The sequence below is a fragment of the Iodobacter arcticus genome (assembly GCF_042664895.1).
Taxonomy (GTDB): domain Bacteria; phylum Pseudomonadota; class Gammaproteobacteria; order Burkholderiales; family Chitinibacteraceae; genus Iodobacter; species Iodobacter arcticus.
Map to the genome: position 1 here is coordinate 41,740 of NZ_JBHTBQ010000019.1, position 20,931 is coordinate 62,670.

The following is a 20,931-nucleotide window of genomic DNA, read 5'->3' on the forward strand; positions in this document are numbered from 1 at the left end:
CCGAAAATTTATTCCCAGCTAAACAGCACATTCGCCCGCTCTTTACTGGCTTCAATCAGCTTTGCATTCGGGCCGTCGGTGTTTTTTGCCCAGTCGATGGCGGCGGCTTCGCTGCGGCCAAATTGCATATGGCGCTGGATGAGGCGGGACTCCCTGAGGGCGTGGTCTACGTTTACATACCAAGTTTCATCGAGCAGGCTGTGCAATTTGGTCCAATGGCCGCTGTTTAGCAGCAGGTAATTGCCTTCGACGATGATGAGCTGGTTTTCAGGCTGAATAGGAATGGCGTTGGCGATGGGCTCTTCGATTTCGCGGCGAAATTCGGGGGCGTAGATGGTTTCATCGCTAGGCTGGGTTTTTAGCCGCTGAATCATTGCGGCAAAGCCTGCGCTATCGAAGGTGTCTTCTGCGCCTTTCCTTGCTGCTTTGCCAAGGCGGGCCAGCTCGCTATTGGCCAGATGATAGCCATCCATAGGCACAACAATGCTTTGTGTGGGATGAAGCCGTTGAATCTCTTGTGCCAGCGTAGATTTGCCGGAGCCGGGCGGGCCAACGATGCCGAGCAGTTTGCGCTGGCCACTGGCTAATAGGGTATTGAGTCTGGCTTGATAGCTGCTGGCAATCATTTTTTCCCTCATTAAAGCGGCGTATTCAAAAAAATAGATCAGATGGATTTAGATTTTATGTAGAAGTGTAATGCATTCGTTTTGGTATTTCTGTCTGGATTAATAATGATATGAATAAGGATTTAAATATGCTTGTGCTCATTGCCAGCCATGGCGCTAAGGTGTATAAACCGCGCAGCATGCATTTTGCATATATCGTATTTTGTTGTGGTTAGTAAGGTCTTCATTTGTTAAGCAAACGCACTGATTTATTGTTGTTTTTTTCCTCTGGCTTGCTTAGGGATGGTTTGAATTTGTTGGCGTGATTTATTTTAAAATAAATATAACTATTTAATAAGAAAGGATTTTTAAATGAAAAGAGTTTTAGCTGCGAGCATTGCCACACTTCTTATGAGCGGATGCTCCACTATTATTGAGGGAAAAACTCAACATCTTTCATTTAATAGCGTACCTGATTCTGCCGCGATTACGATTTCTAATCGTGCGGGTGAAAAGGTTCACGTTGGCACTACACCAGCCAGCGTGACATTAAAGCGCGGAGCGGGTTATTTTAAGCCAGAAATATATACAGTTCGTATTGAGAAAGAAGGTTTTAAGCCTAAAGATTTAACCATTACTGGCTCTGTAAACGGTTGGTATGTGGGCAATATTTTATTTGGCGGTTTGATCGGGTTTTTGATTGTGGATCCTATTACCGGCGCGATGTATAGCCTTGCCCCGGATGCGATCAACACATCTTTAGAGGCGCTGGATGTTAAAACCTCTAAGGCCGATGGATCGCTGACCATTGTGCTGGCAGAGAATGTGCCAGCATCCGCTTGGAAAAATGCTCGTCCAATTAATGTAAATTAATGCTGTTGCCGTGTAAGCGGAGCGATAAATAAGGCCCCAATCGGGGCCTTATTGCATTACATCATCCCCATAGCCCTTGGCAGCCAAAGCGAGATGGCAGGCACGTAGGTCACTACCAGCAAGAAGCCCAGCATGGTGAGCAGCCACGGCCAGACGGCGATGGTGAGCTCGGTGATGCCCATTTTGGTGATGCCGGATGCCACGTAAAGATTGAGCCCTACCGGCGGATGGCACATGCCGACTTCCATATTGACCGTGATCAAAATCCCGAAGTGAATTGGATCAATCCCCAGCTTGATGGCAACCGGAAATAGGATAGGGGCCATGATCAGGATGATGGATGATGGCTCCATCACATTCCCCGCCAAGAGCAGCAGAATATTTACGGCTAGCAAAAAGGTAATCGGGCCAAGGCCCATGCCCAGCAGCCAATCGGCCATGGCTTGCGGAATGCCTTCGTTAGTCATCACAAAGGAGAATAGTACGGCATTGGTAATGATGTAGAGCAGCATGGCGCTCATGCTGGCGGAATCGAGCAGCACTTTAGGCACACGGCTCAGCGGCAAATCGCGGTAGACAAATACGGCAATGATAAAGGCGTAAACGGCGGCAATGGCGGCGGCTTCGGTCGGCGTGAAAATACCTGTATAAATCCCACCAAGCACCACCACAATCAGCATCAGCCCCCAAACCGAGCGGCGAAATGCGGCCCAACGCTCACCGGCTGTGGCTTTGGGCATGCGTGGGTAGCCAAATTTACGCGCGCGCCACCATGTGGTTAGCCCCAGTAAAAATGCCAGCATGATGCCGGGAACAACGCCCGCCATAAACAGCGCACCGACCGAGGTATTGGTGGCGACCGAGAACATCACCATGGCAATCGATGGCGGAATCAGAATCCCCAAAGCACCTGCTGTAGTAATCACCCCCGCGCCAAACTGACGTGGAAAACCTTGCTTAATCATGGCAGGCAATAGGATGGAACCAATCGCCACCACCGTGGCCGGGCTGGAGCCGGAAACCGCAGCAAATAAGGCACACGCGAGTACGCCCGCCAGACCTAAGCCACCATGAAAGTGCCCCACCATGCTGGTGGCAAAATCGATCATGCGGCGGGCGACACCACCGTGGGTTAAGAAATTACCGGCCAAAATAAAGAAGGGAATGGCCATGATTTCAAATTTCTCAATCCCCGTGAATAATTTCAGCGCCACCGATTCGATGGGCACATTGGTCATGGTGAATAAGAAGGTGAGTACGGTAAGCCCCAGCGCGATAGAGATCGGCATGCCAGTGGCCATCAGGGCCAGCAGCAGGCAGAACACCACCGCTTTATTGCCGCCGACCAGAGCGATAATCGCTAAAGATCCGAACAGTAGGGCGGGTATTTTGATGGACCAGTGCGCTTCTGGTGCAGGAATGGTGCTCATGCTGGTTTTCCTTCTTCTTCTAGGCCTTCAACGTGGGCTACGTCGTGGTGAGGTAAGTCGCCAGTACGCATAAAGGCTGCTGCGACTTGTAAAAAGCGGAAACACATCAGGCTGGTGCCCAGTGGAATTGCGCTGTATACCATCCATGTTGGCCATTCCAGATCGGGAGTGGTTGGGCCTTCATACAGATTGCCTATCGTCAGCCCAAAGGCGTGCACAAAAGCGTAGTGGGCACCGTTTCCCCATACAAATTCAGTACCTAGTACGGCCACAATGCCGGTGAATAAAGCCCCAGCAAGCAGGCCGATCATCACAAACGCTGAACGATATTTAGGTTCTAGGCGGTTAATCATGACATCTACACCCACATGGATGCCGACGCGCACGCCATAGGCCGCACCAAATTTAGCCATCCATACAAATAAAATAATGCATAGCTCTTGGGCCCAGGAAAGGTTGAAGCTCAGCAGATAGCTTTGCAGCACAGGGATGTTGAGGCCTGAAGCGTAGCGATGGACTACGGCGATAAAAATCACCAGCGTCGCCACCGCCATCAGCGATGCGATCAGCCATTCTTCTAGGCAATCGAGTATTTTCATGAAAGTCTCCGAAGGGACGGTGGGGGCTTGTAAGAGGGGCGGTTTGCCCCTTGTAGGGCGGGTTGGAACCTTGAAGCAATTTGGTTTTTCATAAGCAAACTAGGAAAAATACGTAATGACCACTCACTTGGCACGGGGCTTTAAAGTCCCCTTGAAGCACGCCGAAGCGAGGAACAAGCGGGGCGGGGTTTCGGCAAGGGAGCGAGGAACGAGCCAATCCCGCTCGCCGCCGACTCGATTGTCCACAGCTGAGGGGTTTTCGTGCTGGTCGGGGCGGCCTTCTTTGCTTCCTTTCTTGGCCGTTCAAGAAAGGGAGTCCCCTGCGGGGATACCGCACCAAAATCAAGGTGCCGAAGGCACTAAAAAGATCTTTTTGACTTTGCTTGGCGCCCCCTGTTGCTCAAACCCCTTTATTCAACAGGCTTAAACGCGGTCTCTTTATAAATCTCAGTCAACAAATCCTGACCGAAGCGGGAGGCCATTTTTTGGTGGACGGGGATGAGGGCTTTACGGAAGGCGGCGCGCTCGGCGGCAGTTGGGGTGTAGATGGTGGTTTTACCGCTGGCTTTGATGGCGGCAATCGCTTTGTCGGTTTCTTGTTTGGCGATCTGGTTGGCGTAGACCGATGACTCATTCATTGCGGTGGTGAGCGTGGCGCGAATGTCGGCAGGCAGACCTTCCCAGAAGGTTTTGTTGACGATCACGGCATAGCCCAAAAAGCCATGGTTAGTCAGGGTGAGGTGTTTTTGTACTTCAAAGGCTTTGCTGGTGTAGAGATTGGATGGCTCTAGCTCGGTGCCATCGACTACGCCAGTTTGTAGTGCCTGGTAAACCTCAGAAAACGCCATCACTTGCGGCAGCGCGCCTAGGGTGCGCATTTCTTCGTCTAGCACTTTGGATGATTGAATACGGACTTTCATGCCGCGCAGATCGTCCGGGGTGCGGATTGGTTTATTGCTGGAGAAATTTTTAAAGCCGTTTTCCCAGAAGCCCAGTGCTTTAATGCCCTTGCTTTCTAGCTTGGTAAATAGCTTAGTGCCAATCGGGCCTTTCATTACTTTTTCTACTTCGGCATAGCTATCAAAAATATACGGCAGATCAAAAATTTCGAATTCTTTGACGCCCAGCGGGCCAAATTTAGCCAGGCTAGGGGCTAGCATTTGTACTGCGCCTAATTGCAGCGCTTCCATTTCTTCTTTGTCTTTGTAAAGCTGGCTGTTTGGATAAACCTCTACTTTTACTCGGCCCTTGGTGCGTTCTTCGGCGATTTTTTTGAAGTAATCAGCAGCTTTGCCCTTTGGGGTATCGACGGCGACTACGTGGCTGAATTTGATCACGATCGGTGCTTCGGCCGCGAAGGATGAAGTGACAGTAAGAGCCAGAATGGCCGCTAGTAAAGTACGCATTACAATCTCCAAAGCTGTTGAATGTATTGAGGATTGTTGATCAGGATTCAGGCGTATTCAATTGTGGTTGTTACGACTGTGGTAAACCACAGGCGGCATAAATTTACCCTGTGCTAACATTGCTGCATGCAATTACTTACTCCTATTTCAAGGCGGCTGAGCACTCATCCATGGTTTATTCCAAGGTTGGCCCTGGTCTTGTTTTTGGCCACGGTATTGGGCCTATTTGCCTATTTACGCCACGGCGAGCGCGAAGAAGCGCGGCTGGTGCTGATTAATGATGTGCTGTGGGTAGAGCAAAACTTGCGTTTTGTATTGGGGCAATCTGAAGAACGCTTGGCCGCACTATTAGAGCAATCTCGCGATGGCAGCTTAAGCGAGGCCGAGTTTCGTGGCCGTGCACGTTTGATTATTGGCGCAAATGCGGCGATTACCGGTATTCAGCTGCGCACAAAAAATCAGAGCTTTAGCTATGGTCAGCATTTATCGGCTGAGGTGACTCGGGAGGCAATTGCCTTGGCACAAGGAATAGGGCGGCCTAGCTATACCGTGCCGCTTTACCCTAAGGGAATGATTGCGCTGATTTTGGCTGAGCATGATTTAGAGCTAGTGGCGTCGATTGCCTTGCCCAAGCTCTTACAGCAACAGGTGCCGTGGTGGTTTGCTTATAAATATCGGCTGGCGATGATTGATGCGGATGGTCGGGAAGTGGCCAGCAAATCAAAAATCGAGGCGGACGACACCAATCTTAGCTATCAACTGCCCTTTGATTTAGTCAGCAGTGGCTTACTGCTGCGCATCACGGCTTACCGCCATCCAACTGGCCTCGTACAAAAATTGCTGACTGCCAGCGTGATGGGCTTGGCTTTGATTGTGTTGTTTAGCTGGTGGCGTTTGCGCCGCCAGATGCAGGCACGATTATTGGCAGAAAACGCGCTCAGGGAAGAGCACGCTTTTCGCACCGCCATGGAAGATTCGCTCTCGGTAGGCATGCGCGCCCGTGATATGGATGGGCGCATTGTGTATGTCAACCCCGCCTTTTGCGGCATGGTCGGTTACACCGCCGAAGAGTTGATTGGCGCATTGCCGCCTTATCCTTATTGGAATCCTGAAGATATCGCCGGGCATCAGGCGCAAAACGAGATTGTGCTCAGCGGTCTTGCGCCGCACGATGGATTTGAATCGATGGTGCGCCATCGTGATGGGCCTTTGGTGGCGACTCGTGTTTACACCACGCCGCTGATCGATGCTACGGGCAAGCAGCGCGGCTGGATGAGCTCGGTGGTTGATATCACCGCCTTAAAAGCCGCCGAAGCCAGAGAGCGTGAGCAGGAAGAAATGCTGCGCCACACCGGCAAGCTAATCACCATGGGTGAAATGGCGTCCACGCTGGCGCACGAGTTAAATCAACCACTGATGGCCATGAGCAATTACGCTAGTGCCGCCCGTCAGTTTGCCAATCAGAATAATCAGGAGATGCTGGATTCAACGCTCAGCAAAATTGCCGGGCAAGCACAGCGCGCCGCTGCCGTGGTGAAGCGCATCCGAGAGTTTGTACAAAAACGCACCCCTCATTGCGAGCCTTGCGATATCAATCATATTGCCAGCAATGCGTTTGAGTTAATTGACTCAACGGCACGTAGCCAAGGCGTGCGTGTACATTTTAATTTGGGTAGGGCATTGCCGCGGATTGATGCCGATGAAGTTTTACTTGGGCAAGTGGTGCTCAATTTACTGCGAAACGCCTTGGATGCCAGTGGTGAGCAGCCCCAAAGCCGCCGTGAAGTGTGCTTGGCAACGTATTGCGACGATGTTGCGGTGTATTTATCGGTGGGTGATCGTGGCTCGGGCATCGCGCCTGAAGTGGCTAGCCGTCTATTTGATGCGTTTTTTACCACCAAATCGCTGGGAATGGGGATTGGGCTGAATATTTGTCGCTCAATTTTAGAGCAGCATCATGGCAAACTATGGTTTGAAGCCCATCCACAGGGCGGAACTACTTTTTATATGAGTCTTCCACGATGAAAACAGTTTATTTGGTTGATGACGATATTGCCGTACGTGATTCACTCGGCCTTTTATTGCTGTCGCATGGCTATACCGTGCATGCCTTTGAAGGCGGAGAGGACTTTTTAGCCGCCATCGATGCCAGTAGCGAAGGCGTGGTGCTGCTTGATGTACGCATGCCGGGCCTGAGTGGGCCGGACGTGTTTAAGCAGATGTATGAACTAGGTAGCGAGCTAATCGTATTGTTTTTATCCGGCCACGGCGATATCCCGATGGCGGTGCAGGCGATTCGGCAGGGGGCTTTTGATTTCTTAGAAAAACCTTGCAGCGAAAAACAATTACTCGAGCGGATAAATGATGCGTTGGAGGTGGCCATTGGCCGCCAGTCTGTGCGCGGTAATCAGCAATTATTAGAAAAGCGCCTCGCCTCGATTACACCGCGAGAGCGTGAGGTGATGGATTGGATTTTGCAGGGCAAGCTTAACAAGCAAATTGCCGATGAAATGCAAATCGCCATCCGCACGGTAGAAGTTCACCGCGCCAATGTCTTCGCCAAAATGGGTGTGCGCTCGGCTTTGGATTTATCACAGTTACTTGGGCATTGATGCTTGGATTTTGGGCGCTAAAAAAGGAGTTTTGCTGATTTTTTAGCGCCGCGGCTATTTATTAAGCCGTCATGCTTTTACGGCGGCGTGCAGCTAATAAACCAATGAGGCCCATGCCCATCAGCGCATAAGTTTCAGGCTCTGGTACAGGAGAGATATTGGCTTTTAAGGTGTTTAAACCGAAGAGCCAGTTAGCCCCGCCATTGCTATTGTTGTTAAAACGTAAGCTGGCAATCCCTGCGGAGGCTAAGTTAAAGGAGCCGCCAAGAGAAAGGGCACCACTTTCCAGTACTGAGCCAGCAGCATTGTAGGCGGTATAAAAGCTTGCGCCTTTGCCACTTGCGCTGAAGCCGTAGTTGTCAAAAGTGAAGCTCACTTGATTAACCAAGCTGGTAAATTTTAAATCTAAAATTGAACCAGTAGGGTAGGTCCCTGTAGTGCTATTTGTTAGCCCTCTGCGTCCCCAGCCACTGGTATCAATGGCGGCATTACCAGAAGGGCCGGGGCCACCTTGCACAGAGAAAATAACGCCGGCAATTTCATTAGAAAATTGCGTGCCTGCCGCGTAGTTAGCAAAGTTAACGTCGATTAGCGCAGCAAAAGCGTTGGATGAAAGCACAAGGCTGCCAGCTAAAAAAATGGATTGCGTAGTGGTTTTAAGCTTCATTGAGTGTGAATCCCCGTCTAAATAACTTTTGAATAAACTGGTGTGCCAGCTGTCGCTGAAAGTGAGCCTATTCATTTGGTTTTTTCATGCAAGGAGATGAATATACACAATGCTTTCTTACATGCTTGATTTTATTGTAAGTTTATAAGCATTTAATGTTATGTGAATGGTATTTAAAAGTGCTTTTTGATGCAGCAAGGCTAGGCATTCTGCCACTTTAGAAACATGATTTGCCTTGTAATATATTTGTTGTTTTACAACACATTGAGTGAATGACTGGAATTTTTTCTGAAAAAATGGCCGAATTTCTTTGTTTGCTTGGCAAAATTGAAAAGGGCTCCAAAGAGATAAGTCTTTGAAGCCCTTCAGTTATTGAAGTTGAAATACTTCTATTTTTAGAACCACACTCCATAGCGGCGGATGTAAATAGTTTTTACCATTTGCGCCAGCATCATATAGCCCAGCATCGTGGCGGCTAGCCAGTACCAGTAGGATGAATCGAGCGAGACAAAGCCGATTGATTCAGCCAGTGGCGAGAAGGGCAGCCAGCAGCCGATGGCAACAGCAATCACGGTTGAGATCATGACCGGCAGCGAGGCGCAGCTTTGGATAAACGGAATCTTGCGAGTGCGTAGCATATGCACCACCAAGGTTTGCGATACCAAGCCCACAATAAACCAGCCTGAATTCATAATGCTCTGGCCACCGCCGTCGGCGTAATACGCGGCTCCGGCACCAAATACCGTCCACATCAGGATATAGGTGGTGATATCAAACACTGATGAAGTGGGGCCGAGCCAGACCATAAAGCGGCGGATATTACCGGCTTCCCATTTGCGTGGTTTTTTCAGGAACTCCTTATCCATCTTGTCCCAAGGCAAGACCAGTTGGGAGATATCGTAAATCAGGTTTTGGATCAGCAAATGCATGGCCAGCATCGGCTCCCAAGGCAGCCAAGCCGAGGCGACGAGCACCGAGAACACGTTGCCGAAGTTAGAGCTGGCGGTGATATTCAGATATTTCAGAATATTGCCGAAGGTTTCCCGGCCTTTGATCACGCCTTCTTCCAGCACCATCAAGTCTTTATCGAGCAGAATAATATCGGCAGTTTCTTTAGCGATATCGGCTCCGCTATCGACTGAAATCCCAACATCGGCATCGCGCAGTGCAGGTGCATCGTTAATCCCGTCTCCCAAAAAGCCCACCGTGTGGCCGTTGGCTTGCAGGGCTTTCACCACGCGTGATTTATGCATCGGCGTGAGCTTGGCAAAGACCGTGCATTCCCGCACCGCTTGGCAGAGCGCGACATCGTCCATGAGCTCGATTTCTGGCCCTAAGAGTGGTGTGCCGGGGTTGAGCCCAACATCACGGCATACTTTGCTGGTGACAATCGGATTATCGCCCGTCAGCACTTTGACGGTTACGCCGTATTCTTGCAGTGCTTTAATCGCTGGAGCGGCGGATGCTTTAGGTGGATCAAGAAAAGTCAGAAAGCCACGCACCACCAGATCTTTTTCATCGGCGACTTTGTACTGCTTTTGATTGCTGCTGATGGTTTTGCTGGCGACCAGTAAAACGCGGAAGCCCTGAGCGTTGTAATCCTGAGTTTGCTTCAGGATGCGGGTTCTTTCTGGCAGGGTTAGCTCGCGGACAGTATCGCCATCTTGGTAATGGGTGGATACGGCGAGCATTTCTTCTACCGCCCCTTTAGAGATCATCAACTGCTGGATTTTACGATTTTCTAGCACCACGGTCAGGCGGCGGCGGATAAAATCAAACGGTAGTTCGTCGATTTTGCTATAGCCCAAGGGCAGGTTATTCAGCTCGGCAGCGCGCTCGATCACCGCAATGTCCATCAGGTTTTTCATACCGCTTTGATGCACACTATTGAGCCAAGCCAGATGCAAAATGCCTTCGTCGAGCATTCCATCGCAATTAAAATGCTGTTCCAGAATGATTTTATCTTGCGTCAGCGTGCCAGTTTTATCGGTACATAACACATCCATTGCGCCGAAGTTTTGTACCGAATTAAGCCGCTTGACCACCACTTTGCGTCTAGCCATGGCGATTGCGCCCTTGGCTAGGTTGGCTGAAACAATCATCGGCAGCATTTCTGGCGTTAAACCCACGGCAACGGCCATGGCAAAGGTCAGCGATGATAGCCAATCGCCCTTAGTCAGGCCATTAATCAGAAATACCAGCGGCACCATCACCAGCATAAAGCGAATGAGCAGCCATGAAACGCTGCTTACCCCGCGATCAAAACTGGTTTCTACGCGTTTATGGCTGAGTACGTTTTTAGCCAAGGAGCCAAAGTAAGTATGGTTGCCAGTGGCAACGACTCGAGCGGTGGCGATGCCACTCACCACATTGGTGCCCATAAAGCAGATATTGCTGCGATCCAGAATACTTTCATCGCTGCTTGAGCTAGCTTGGGTGGATTTCTCAGCCTCATTGATGATTGTGTCGCCTTTTTCGACGGCATCTATGCTTGATGCCGTCTTGGCAGATTTCTCCGCCACATCGCCAAGCGTGTCATATTTCTCGACCGGCAGCGCTTCGCCACTTAATACGGCTTGGCTCACAAATAAATCACGCGATTCTAAAAGCTCAATATCTGCCGGAATCATATCTCCCGCTTGCAGGCAGATAATATCGCCTACTACCACTTGGCTCATGGGCACTTCTAGCTTGCGAGTTTGGCCTTTGGCGGGGGTGCGCAGCACTGTTGCGGTATTGCTGACTAGTGATTTGAGTTTTTCGGCCGATTTGCCGGTGCGATATTCCTGAAAGAAGCGTAATAAGCTACTTAAAGTCACCATGGTGGTGAGAATAATAATGCCAACCCAGCTTTGCTCGCCCGCTTCGGCAAACTGCACGTCGGTGAAGTAGGTGATAAAGGCAAGAACTATCAGCACCATCACAAAGGGATTTTTAAAGGCGAGATAGAGCTGGACGAGGGCGTGAGGTGGTTTGTCGTGCGCGACTTCGTTGAGGCCGTTGGTTTTGAGCAGTTCAGCTGCGGCTGCGTCGCTGAGGGCATTGATTTTAGGCTGCTGGCTGGCGGCGTGATCGATATGGGTCATAGGTATTTTCCTGTTCGCCAGCGTTCAGGAGGGTGCATTGCATTTATTTAGGCAAAGCAATCCCCTTTCGCGCGGGCGGGGCGCTGAGAGAGTAATAAATTTAATTGGCCCGCTGAATTACCTAATGGCAATTCAGCGAGCAATATCGGTTCGTCTGGCATTTTGGAGTCCTTATTTAGCTTCGCTATTTAAAAACTAAATAATGTTAAGTTAAAAAATATTTAAATATTCTGGGCGAGCAGATTCCTCTCCAGATTTAAATGGATTAATAATGACTATGGCCGCTTAATTAATTAAGCATCGACCATTGGCAATTTATTCGACATGTTTAGCCTGCTTTACGCAGGCGAGGCTTATTGCTTCTCAGCCCCCACTGAATACGGCGCACATCCTGATGTTGGCTTAAGCCGATAGCCATCTGGATAAAGCTTTGGCGCAAGTCTGCCGATAAATTCAGCAACACCGACAGGCAGAAGGTGCCTTCGGGCTGGCGAAAAATCTTTAGCTGCTGGGCTTGAAAGCCAAGAAAATTTAGTTTGTGAATCAGCATCTTACGCAGATCACTAATCGTTGATTCAGAGCTGCTTATTTGTAAAAAATATTGTGATTGATGAATTTCACGGGCATGCGCGCCCCGTATGGCGATGATAAGTCGTTTTAGAAAATGCATTCTAGCCTCCAGAAAAAAAGGGAGGACGATTGATATCAATAAGGATGAAACCCAGCCATAGCCATAACAATACGCAGCAAGTTGCCACTTGTTATTACAATGGTGCGGTGAGTGGGGGGCACAAAGACACCACACCCTGCGTAGCAGGATATGGCAGATTGAATCTACTTTATCCTGCTATACCGCGGTTACCAACACAGATCGATTACATCCGTCGTTGTCCACAGGACAGCCTCTTAGATAGTTAATATGCAGCGCATTTTACTTATCAAATAATTAATGTCAACCCTAATTTATTGATTAATTAACATTAATGATAATTGAATGCGATGGGCATATTGTGGGGTGTGGGATTAATTAATTACTTTGATGATGACAAAGTGGAGTAAATAAATTTTGGGTATTAAAGCTTCATTAACTGATGGGCAGGCCACATCAATTCAATTTGTATCAAATTGCCCAAGGCACAAGAAGTTTTACGTTGCTTAGCGAGTCTCTTTCGCCAAGATAGGGTAACTAGCGTTACCCTATCTTTACAGCTTTATAAATGAAACAGTTATCTGCTCCACTCATCAGACAGCGACTCCGCCTGCTTGAGCACGAGCTCGACAGCATCTAATTGCTGGTCCGGTGGATATTTCCATTTCTGTAAAGTTCGGCGGACCAGAATTCGTAGCCTAGCCCTAACGCTATCACGCACCTGCCAATCCACTGTTGTACTGTTACGTAGCTTTTCTGTGATCTCAACGGCAATTTTCTTGAGAATCTCGTCGCCTAACTCACGCACAGCACTTTCATTATTGACCAACGCATCGTAGAACGCGATTTCATCATGGTTTAAGCCAAGTGCAGCCTCTCGTTCCAGAACCGCTTGAAACTCCTTGGCCATCTGGATCAATTCTTCAATCACCTGTGCCGTTTCAATCGCTCGATTGTGATATCTGCGCAAAGTCTCCAGCAGGCGATCTCCGTATTTCTTTTCTTGTACAACATTATTGCGGGCACGGGCTTTGATTTCATCACGCAACAGCTTTTCCAGTAGTTCTACAGCAAGATTGCGGCTTTCCATTTGCCGAACGTCTTCTAGAAACTCATCCGATAGCAAGCCAATATTGGGTTTATCTAGCCCTGCCAGCGCGAATATATCTGCTACGCCATCGGCGATGATGGCATTGTCCAAGATTTGCTTAAGTGCACTGTTTTTCTCTGCATCTGTGCGTTTCTTGTCTACGGTGGTGAATTTAGTAATTGCGGTCTTGATAGCAGAGAAAAAAGCAATTTCTTTACGCAGTTCAGAGGCTTCATCCAGCGTGCTGCATAGCGAGTAAGCCTTTGCCATCGCAACCATAGTATCGAGGAAGCGCTGTTTGCCATCTTTTAATCCCAGAATATGATTTGTCGCTGGCAGCAATAATTTAAGGGTATCTGCTTCAAAGCTGCAGTAGTCAAAGTCATGCATCATGCCGCGAACGATATCGAGTTTCTCCAGCAACACCGCTAACGCTTCAGCGGCATTATGCGTAGGATCGCCTTTGCCCTTAGCATCCGTATAGGTTTTAAGTGCCGCCTTCAGCTCGTTAGCGATGCCGATGTAATCCACCACCAGCCCACCGGGCTTATTCTTGAATACCCGATTCACACGGGCAATTGCCTGCATCAGGTTATGGCCCTTCATTGGCTTATCTATATACATGGTGTGGCAGCAAGGCGCATCAAAGCCGGTAAGCCACATATCGCGCACGATGACCAGTTGCAAGGGGTCTTTCGCATCCTTAAATCGTTTCTCCAGCCGCTTTTTCACTTGCTTGCTGTAAATATGTGGCTGTAGCAAGGGCTTATCTGCTGCGGATCCCGTCATGACTATTTTGATGACTCCTTGATCTGGGTCGTCGTTATGCCAATCTGGGCGCAAAGCGACTATGGCATTGTAAAGATGAGCGCAAATATCACGGCTCATACATACGATCATGCCTTTGCCGTCCGCTACCGATGTGCGGGCCTCGAAATGCTTTACCAGATCAAGAGCGATTTGCTCTAACCGCGGCTCAGCACCAACCAGCTTCTCTAACGTTGCCCATTCGCTTTTTGCTTTTTCGCGCGCGGCTAAGTCTTCTTCATCTTCAACCACTTCATCGACTTGGGCATTGAGGGCATCAATCTCAGCCTGTCTTACATCTAATTTGCTCAAGCGGCTTTCATAGAAAATAGGAACGGTTGCCCCATCGTCTACGGCATCTTGAATGTCATAAATGCTGACATAATCACCAAAAACAGCACGGGTATCTTTGTCTTCTAACGCAATGGGTGTGCCGGTAAAACCAATAAATGTCGCGTTTTTGAGGGCATCGCGCAGATGCTTGGCGTAGCCAAAGATATAGCGCCCAGTTTTTTCGTCAAAACGTCCTTTCATTCCATACTGGCTACGGTGAGCCTCGTCCGAGATCACCACAATATTGGAACGATCAGACAGCTGCGGATGCTCATCCTCGTCATTTAATAGGGCAAACTTTTGTACTGTGGTGAAGATAATTCCGCCTGCTTGGCGTGAAGTCAGCATTTCACGCAATTCATCGCGGCTACCAGCCTGCACCGGTGTTGTTTTGAGTAAATCGGCAGCGGCGCAGAACGTTCCAAACAGCTGACCATCCAGATCATTACGGTCGGTCACAATCACTAGGGTGGGGTTTTTCATCTCGGCCTGCTGCAGTAATTTGCCAGCATAACAAGCCATGGTGATGCTTTTCCCGGAGCCTTGGGTATGCCAAACCACTCCCGCTTTACGCGAACCGGGGCGTACCTCCTTGCCATAAGTTGCGCGCTCTTCACGTACTTCCAGCAATCCTTTTTCTGGAGACTCGGCAGCGATAACCGTGGCCCGCACCGCTTCGCGTACGGCATGAAATTGGTGATATGCAGCGATTTTCTTGCTGATGGCATCGCCATCTTGCTCAAACAAAACAAAATGGCGCAGGTAATCGAGAAACAATGCTGGTTGGAAAAACCCGCGCACCACGGTTTCCAGCTCCATTTGTAAACGAGGCCGGTCATCTTCATTGGCGATGGTACGCCACGGCAACATGCGTTCGGCATTGGCGGTTAAGGAACCAACTCTGGCTGTCCAGCCATCGCTCACCACCAAAGCGGTATTGCAGTTAAAGAGATCAGCAATCTCATCTTTGTATGTCTGCAATTGATTGAATGCATCCCATACATCGGTTTGCTCATTAGCAGGGTTTTTTAGCTCGATGACTGCCAGCGGGAATCCATTGATAAAAGCAATAAGATCTGGGCGCCGTGGCTGCTTGCTGCCTTGAATCGTGAACTGATTTACAACCAAAAATTCATTATTGCCAGGCTCGGTAAAGTCGATGAAATGCACAAAATCAATGTGCTTTTGATCGTCCACAGAAAACTCAACTTGTACTCCATTCAGTAATAAGCGATACACACTGCGATTACGTGCCACAGGATTGGGCTCGCTCACCATTTGCAAGGTATGAAAAGCCTGCTCTAGTGCCGCAGCGGGGATATGCGGGTTAATTCTGGCCAAGGCCGTCATCACACGTTGCTTCAGTAATACCTGACGATAATCGCTACGCTCAGGCGTTTCGCTCTCGGGGGCAATATCCGGCCCGTACAGGTACTGCCAGCCAGTTTCCTGAAACCAAGTAAGGCACAATTCTTCAAGTTGTTGTTCATTAATCATGCTTTACCCCTGTGCCATTGGCCTGATTTTGATGTGTAAGTTACCACCTTGCTACTTGACGGGTAGGCAGCCAGAGCCCTAAGATCCGCCCCAATATGACCGACGCCTCTGCACCCTGTGTACGCGTCGGTTTTCATTTGCCAAGTTGTATCGCCTCAGGCATGGAGTGGGTCGTGCAGTAAGCCTGCCGCTCATGCGTCGGTGTTGTGGGGAATGCAAGGCTTAGCGTTCGTGCACGTACCATCGGAGAAAGGTAGTCGTTGCGCAAGGATTCTGGCCGTCGCTTAATCAGCTCTGCTAAACATTGCAAAGTGAGGTAGTGCCCTGTGCAAACATTGAGTAAAACTTGCTCAAGTACGGCACGATCCATTTTTTTCTTAGCTCGTGGTTCTTGGGCAAGCGCCTCAAGCTGAGCCAGTAGGCTAGGAGATAAGGCACTTAATGAGTCAATGACAGGCAGAGAGAGTTGCTCGGTCAGCAAACATCCATCCTCATTGCGGCGATCTCGCAAAACTGAGGAGCTATCTGTCAAAACCGAGGAGCTATTCGTCAAAACCGAGGAGCTATTCGTCAAAACTGAGGAGCTGCTCCCAATACTAGCTGGAACAGAGCCAAATACTTCATCGGGGGTTGGTAAGTCTTGGCCCGGCAGAAAATACACTGCACCCCGGCCGCTGCCGTTCGAGGTCAACATCCCCAGTTGAGTGAGATGCTGCAAGGTGCGGGTTAAATCAACAGGGTGAGTCGAGGATACGGTGCAAAGCCGAGCATGGTTTACCGTGCCCTCACTACCTGCCAAGGCTAGAGTCAGCCGCTCCTCAGTTTTAAGTTGTTCAAATGTCGTGCCAAAGCGCCTTCTTAGCTCTGCAATCACGGGCTGGGGGAAAAGATCAATCATCCGCAGCTCTAACAAAGTTTGATTGTAAGGTGTCGATGATTCGTACAGTTTGGGTGGGTTCCAGTGTTGTGAATCCCATCCTTGCAGGATGCGAGGGATGCCCGTGCCAGCCTGCTCACCCACCCCGACAAAGCGGAACATTTTGTGCAAATTGCGGTTACGACAATCGGGTTCTCCGCCGTGTAATGCAACCTCTACCGGAATGCGCATCAATCCTGGATTGCGAAATCCAAACATATCGGGGCGTTTGACCACCAGTACCGATGCACGCTCACTGTAATCTGCATGCACCAACACATTGGCCAGCGCCTCGCGCAGTGCGACGTGCACGGGCGTTTCTTCTTGGCGTTCGCCCTTCTCAAGCTGGAATGGTACTTTTAAGTCTGCAGTAAGTTTTAAATACACTTTGCGGTAAAATTCGTACAGATTGCCCGACCATTTGCCATCCAGCGTTAATCTGTCTACCCAGCGCTTTTCCGTTTTGGCCTCGGGCCGCTCTTGGTAGTCCAGCATATAATTGGGCAGCGCTTCCTGAATCACGCTCATTTGGCTAAACATCAGCAAACCAGCCAGCGTAAGCCCAGATTCCCCAGACTCACGGTCACGGCGCCAAGCACCGATCAGGCGCAAAAATGTGGCGTCATCCTCGGCGTTCCAAGGATGGCCGGGATCACGGTTTGCAAATACCTGCCGATACGCACGGAAGGTGCCCATATCCAGATCTTCGATGTCATAGCCACGCAAAATACGGTCATCGCGGCTGTCTTCTACCTGCTCGGCCAACATGCGCTTGACCTCTTCATCGGGCAGGGGGCGATCGCCTTCATTTAAGCGGCGGTAGGTGTTGCCATCCAATGGATTGCGCGTTAGATGCACAGGTCGCTGCTGGCGTTTGGCCCGTGGAATATTGACGACCAGCAAGGTTTTTCCATTGACCAGCCATTCCCGCACATCTGCATCGCACAGCAGATTAAGGCTAACTTTCTGGCGGTTATTTAAATTATTAAATAACTCAGTACGTAGTTTGTCTGGGTTTTCAATGCCTACTGGTTCGAACTGCCCTTTGCGCTCGCGCATCCCCAATATCACCACACCCCCATCGGTGTTGGCCATCGCGCTATAGCTTGGCCAGAAGTCCTCTGGCAAGGCTCCCTTACCATCACGGCCATGTGCCAGCTTGCACTCCAGTGAGATGGATTCGCGAAGTAAGGAAAAATCTTCAAATGACTGAAATTCAATCATGCCTCGACCTTTGTCAGCGCATCGGTGACGGATAGTTCGCCGGAGAGAAGTTTGGGGAGCAGGGTGTCGCGTAATTCGGCAAGGCTTCTATCTTGTCTCGCCAGTGACTCATTACCTAGATAAATGGCATTGGTCGCTCGTTGAAAAGCTGCCAGCACTGGATCAGTGGGGCGAATGATTGGAGTGGACTCGATATGCGCCTTGGTTACTGCCTCTCTGGAACCACCAGTATTTAGGCCAAGAAGGTAATCTTTCGTTTTTCGCTGTAATAGATGCAGGTGGATGAATCGCGAAGGGATATTTTCTTTGGGCCTGATGATTGCAACGTGTTGATTGACACGCGCAGGAAGAACATCGGGAATCGCGACGCAGCTTCTAAGTATGGATGCACCTGTAATATTAAGCAGAACGTCACTGGATTTAATTTCAACATTTTTTAGTTGTTGTGCGGCATTGTCAGATATTCTGGCCAGCCCGCTCCATACAAAGGTCGAGTCATAGACGTTCTGACTGCGGATCAGTGCTACGCCATTTTCTAGATACACATCTTTGCCACCACGCGGCGTTGCGCCACTACCAATTTTTGTAGTTAGTTCAATTAATGTCGCTTGTTTCCATCCCTTCGGAATTCCTTCTGACTCTTCCATCTCGTTCGGAAACAGTGCTGCGGTGGCGGCGAGTTGCTTGTATTGCTCACGCGGCAGGGCGTCGAGGTCGGCTTCAATCTTGCCGCTGATGGCGCACATGGCGGCGCGTAGCGGGTCGCGGCCTTCTTGCTTGGCGGCGATCTTGGCTTTGACCGGGTCAAAATCAACAAACCACGATTTGAAAATGGCTTGTGCTATGGCTTCGAGGGTTTGGTTGATGCGGTGGTTGAGATTGATCTTTGAGTCGAGGTCGCCAAGGATTTTTGCTATGCTTCGTTGCGACTGCAGCGGAGGAAGTGGAACCTTAATTGATCGAAGTGTGCTGAGCGGTTGACCAATGCCTGGGGTGCCAACTTGTGAGGCGTTCTTTAGCAGTTCGTGGCGTCCAGCGGCCGATTTGAAAAAGTAATAAATGTAGTCAGGATCTGCCTTGGAGCGATCACAGGAAAGTGTCATCAGGCTCGACGACATAACATACCTATTGAACTGTTCTGGAACTATTCCTACTTCACCAATTGCCCCTCGGTGAGGGAAAACAAGATCGCCAGGATAGACACAGCAGTTTGATAAGCCATCTGCAGTTTTCTCGGAAACATAAACCCACTCCCCAGATAGAACCTTGCCCCCCGTTAGGTTGGTTCCGCGAATAACTGGAACACCTGAGTCAGTGTAGGCATCACTTTTCATTCTGGAGCCAAATGGTCCAATGGCCGTTCTTGCAGCGAATACAGTAACCGGCTTAGAGTTCATATCCCAACCCCGCCAAATTCTTCTTGATCTCACCTTCCAGATAAGTACTCTCGGCAAATTGCTTTGTGAGTTGCGCTGTCAGCCGCGTCATCTTGTCAGCAAAGGCTTCACCGTCTTCTTCCTGTTCTTCTGCACCTACATAACGCCCCGGTGTCAGCACATGTTCATGCTTACGGATGTCGGCGAGCGTGGCCGAGTAGCAGAAGCCCGGCATATCTTCATAGCCCTCTCCCAGTTGCCAGGCATGGAGGGTATCGGCTATTTTTTTGATGTCGTCTTGCGTAAAGTCGCGCAGGACGCGGTCTTTCATATAGCCCAGCTGGCGGGCATCGATAAACAGAAATTCACCACGGCGATTGCGCTTTTGCTTGTTGAGCGCCAGACCATTACGCTTGTCGCGGGTAAGGAACCAGATGCAGGCGGGGATTTGTGTATTGGTGAACAGCTGGCCGGGCAGGGCCACCATGCATTCTACATAGTCGTCTTCAATCAGTTTTTTACGGATTTCGCCTTCATTATTGGTGTTGCTACTCATCGAGCCATTGGCTAGCAGCAGAGCCATGCTGCCGGTGGGGGCCAAGTGGTAAAGCATATGCTGCAGCCAGGCGAAGTTGGCATTGCCTTGTGGTGGGGTAGCGGCGATCCAGCGCGGATCGTTCGCCAGCTTTTCACTCCACCATTCCTTCATATTGAAGGGCGGGTTGGCCATCACAAAGTCGGCGCGTAAGTCTGGGTGCAGATCATTTTGCATCGTGTCACCTGGCTGGCCGCCGAAGTTGAAGTCGATGCCACGAATGGCCATATTTATGGCGGCTAGACGCCAGGTGGTGGGGTTACTTTCCTGACCATAAACGCTGATCTGGCCAGTCTTGCCGTTGGCGGCTTTGCCGCCGTGCTGCTCGATAAATTCTTCGCTTTGCACAAAAAAACCGCCAGAACCCATGGCTGGGTCGTATACCCGGCCTTTGAAGGGCTGCAGCATTTCCACAATCAGCGTCACAATACTCTTGGGGGTGTAGTACTGGCCGCCCTTTTTTCCTTCGGCTAGGGCGAATTGGCCGAGGAAGTATTCGTAGACGTGGCCGAGAATGTCTTTGCTTTTAAGGCTGAGTGGCTGGCCGTTGTAGCTTGGCTGGCTGAAGTTGGTGTCGGAAAAGTGCGCGATAAGATCGGCCAGTTTGTGGCTGTCCAGCTCGGTGCGGGCAAAGTCTTTATTGAGTACATTTTTGAGTTTTTTTTCGTTCTCGCGCTCAACCGCTTCCATGGCATTGTCGATCAGCCAACCCACGCTGCGCATTTCTTCTGGCTCATTTTTGTTTGGTTTATTCCATGGCAGTGCTGATTTTGGTGGCAACTGAGCGCAATCGCGCAGCACTTGCCAGCGTGCTTCCGGCGGTACCCAGAAGACGTTTTTTTCGGTGTAATAATCGCGGACTTCCAGCTCGGCAGCTAGGTCTGCTGCATAGTCTTCGGCGTAGTCTGCCGGGTCCATATAGTAGTCATGGCTTGGGTCACGGAATTGGGAATCTAACTCTAAGCGGCGCTCTTCAAATGCATCAGAGACATATTTAAGGAAAATTAGCCCAAGCACGACATGCTTGTACACCGCAGCATCCAGACTGGAGCGCAATTTGTCGGCGGCGGTCCAGAGCTTGCGCTCTAAATCGTTAAAAAACTGTTGTTCGATGGGGTTCATGAGGGGCCTTGCTTTGCAGGGGTACATCAGAGGGTGGAGCAATG

At 49.9% G+C, this 20,931-nt stretch carries 14 protein-coding genes; 3 read left to right on the forward strand and 11 right to left on the reverse strand.

All coding sequences use genetic code 11. The annotated features are described in order from the left end of the window. Positions 1-8: 8 nt before the first annotated feature. The gene (locus tag ACFQNF_RS11440; protein ID WP_380188097.1) at positions 9-626 is read right to left on the reverse strand and encodes a nucleoside/nucleotide kinase family protein; all 618 of its coding nucleotides are present in this window, start codon (positions 624-626) and stop codon (positions 9-11) included. A gap of 351 nt (positions 627-977) precedes the next feature. On the opposite strand from ACFQNF_RS11440, the gene ACFQNF_RS11445 reads away from it, so the two are divergent. After that, a complete protein-coding gene (locus ACFQNF_RS11445; protein WP_380188098.1) occupies positions 978-1,478 on the forward strand; it encodes a putative periplasmic lipoprotein in 501 nt (166 codons plus the stop codon). 56 nt (positions 1,479-1,534) lie between these two features. Here ACFQNF_RS11445 and ACFQNF_RS11450 read toward each other — a convergent pair whose 3' ends face one another. The 3 genes from ACFQNF_RS11450 to ACFQNF_RS11460 form a co-directional block, all read right to left on the reverse strand. Continuing rightward, positions 1,535-2,908: a TRAP transporter large permease gene (locus ACFQNF_RS11450; RefSeq protein WP_380188099.1), complete on the reverse strand. Its 1,374-nt coding sequence runs from the start codon at positions 2,906-2,908 to the stop codon at positions 1,535-1,537. Further along, positions 2,905-3,507: a TRAP transporter small permease gene (locus ACFQNF_RS11455; RefSeq protein WP_380188100.1), complete on the reverse strand. Its 603-nt coding sequence runs from the start codon at positions 3,505-3,507 to the stop codon at positions 2,905-2,907. Before ACFQNF_RS11455 ends, ACFQNF_RS11450 begins: the two co-directional genes overlap by 4 nt. Before the next feature lie 410 nt (positions 3,508-3,917). Then, entirely contained in the window at positions 3,918-4,913 is a 996-nt protein-coding gene (locus tag ACFQNF_RS11460) for a TRAP transporter substrate-binding protein (RefSeq protein WP_380188101.1), read from the reverse strand. 126 nt (positions 4,914-5,039) lie between these two features. Between ACFQNF_RS11460 and ACFQNF_RS11465 the strand changes: the two genes are divergently transcribed. Together ACFQNF_RS11465 and ACFQNF_RS11470 are read left to right on the forward strand one after the other, a co-directional pair. Next, positions 5,040-6,938, forward strand: a complete 1,899-nt coding sequence (locus tag ACFQNF_RS11465) for a sensor histidine kinase (RefSeq protein ID WP_380188102.1) — start codon at positions 5,040-5,042, stop codon at positions 6,936-6,938. Further along, complete coding sequence (locus ACFQNF_RS11470; protein WP_046351661.1) at positions 6,935-7,525, forward strand: response regulator transcription factor; 591 nt, start codon at positions 6,935-6,937, stop codon at positions 7,523-7,525. Before ACFQNF_RS11465 ends, ACFQNF_RS11470 begins: the two co-directional genes overlap by 4 nt. 61 nt (positions 7,526-7,586) lie before the next feature. On the opposite strand, the gene ACFQNF_RS11475 is transcribed toward ACFQNF_RS11470, so the two are convergent. From ACFQNF_RS11475 to ACFQNF_RS11505, 7 genes are all read right to left on the reverse strand, one after another. Further along, the gene (locus tag ACFQNF_RS11475) at positions 7,587-8,267 is read right to left on the reverse strand and encodes a PEP-CTERM sorting domain-containing protein (RefSeq protein ID WP_380188103.1); all 681 of its coding nucleotides are present in this window, start codon (positions 8,265-8,267) and stop codon (positions 7,587-7,589) included. A 320-nt stretch (positions 8,268-8,587) separates the two neighbouring features. Then, positions 8,588-11,278: a magnesium-translocating P-type ATPase gene (gene mgtA / locus ACFQNF_RS11480; protein ID WP_380188104.1), complete on the reverse strand. Its 2,691-nt coding sequence runs from the start codon at positions 11,276-11,278 to the stop codon at positions 8,588-8,590. Between the two features lie 328 nt (positions 11,279-11,606). Next, positions 11,607-11,948, reverse strand: a complete 342-nt coding sequence (locus ACFQNF_RS11485) for a hypothetical protein (RefSeq protein WP_380188105.1) — start codon at positions 11,946-11,948, stop codon at positions 11,607-11,609. A gap of 556 nt (positions 11,949-12,504) precedes the next feature. Then, positions 12,505-15,654, reverse strand: coding sequence for a type I restriction endonuclease subunit R (locus tag ACFQNF_RS11490; protein ID WP_380188106.1), 3,150 nt, complete (start codon positions 15,652-15,654; stop codon positions 12,505-12,507). Positions 15,655-15,787: 133 nt separating this feature from the next. Continuing rightward, positions 15,788-17,794, reverse strand: a complete 2,007-nt coding sequence (locus tag ACFQNF_RS11495) for an RNA-binding domain-containing protein (protein ID WP_380188107.1) — start codon at positions 17,792-17,794, stop codon at positions 15,788-15,790. Then, positions 17,791-19,191, reverse strand: coding sequence for a restriction endonuclease subunit S (locus ACFQNF_RS11500; protein ID WP_380188108.1), 1,401 nt, complete (start codon positions 19,189-19,191; stop codon positions 17,791-17,793). The genes ACFQNF_RS11495 and ACFQNF_RS11500 overlap by 4 nt, the downstream gene beginning before the upstream one ends. Continuing rightward, entirely contained in the window at positions 19,181-20,887 is a 1,707-nt protein-coding gene (locus tag ACFQNF_RS11505; protein WP_380188109.1) for a class I SAM-dependent DNA methyltransferase, read from the reverse strand. The genes ACFQNF_RS11500 and ACFQNF_RS11505 overlap by 11 nt, the downstream gene beginning before the upstream one ends. Positions 20,888-20,931 lie beyond the last annotated feature (44 nt).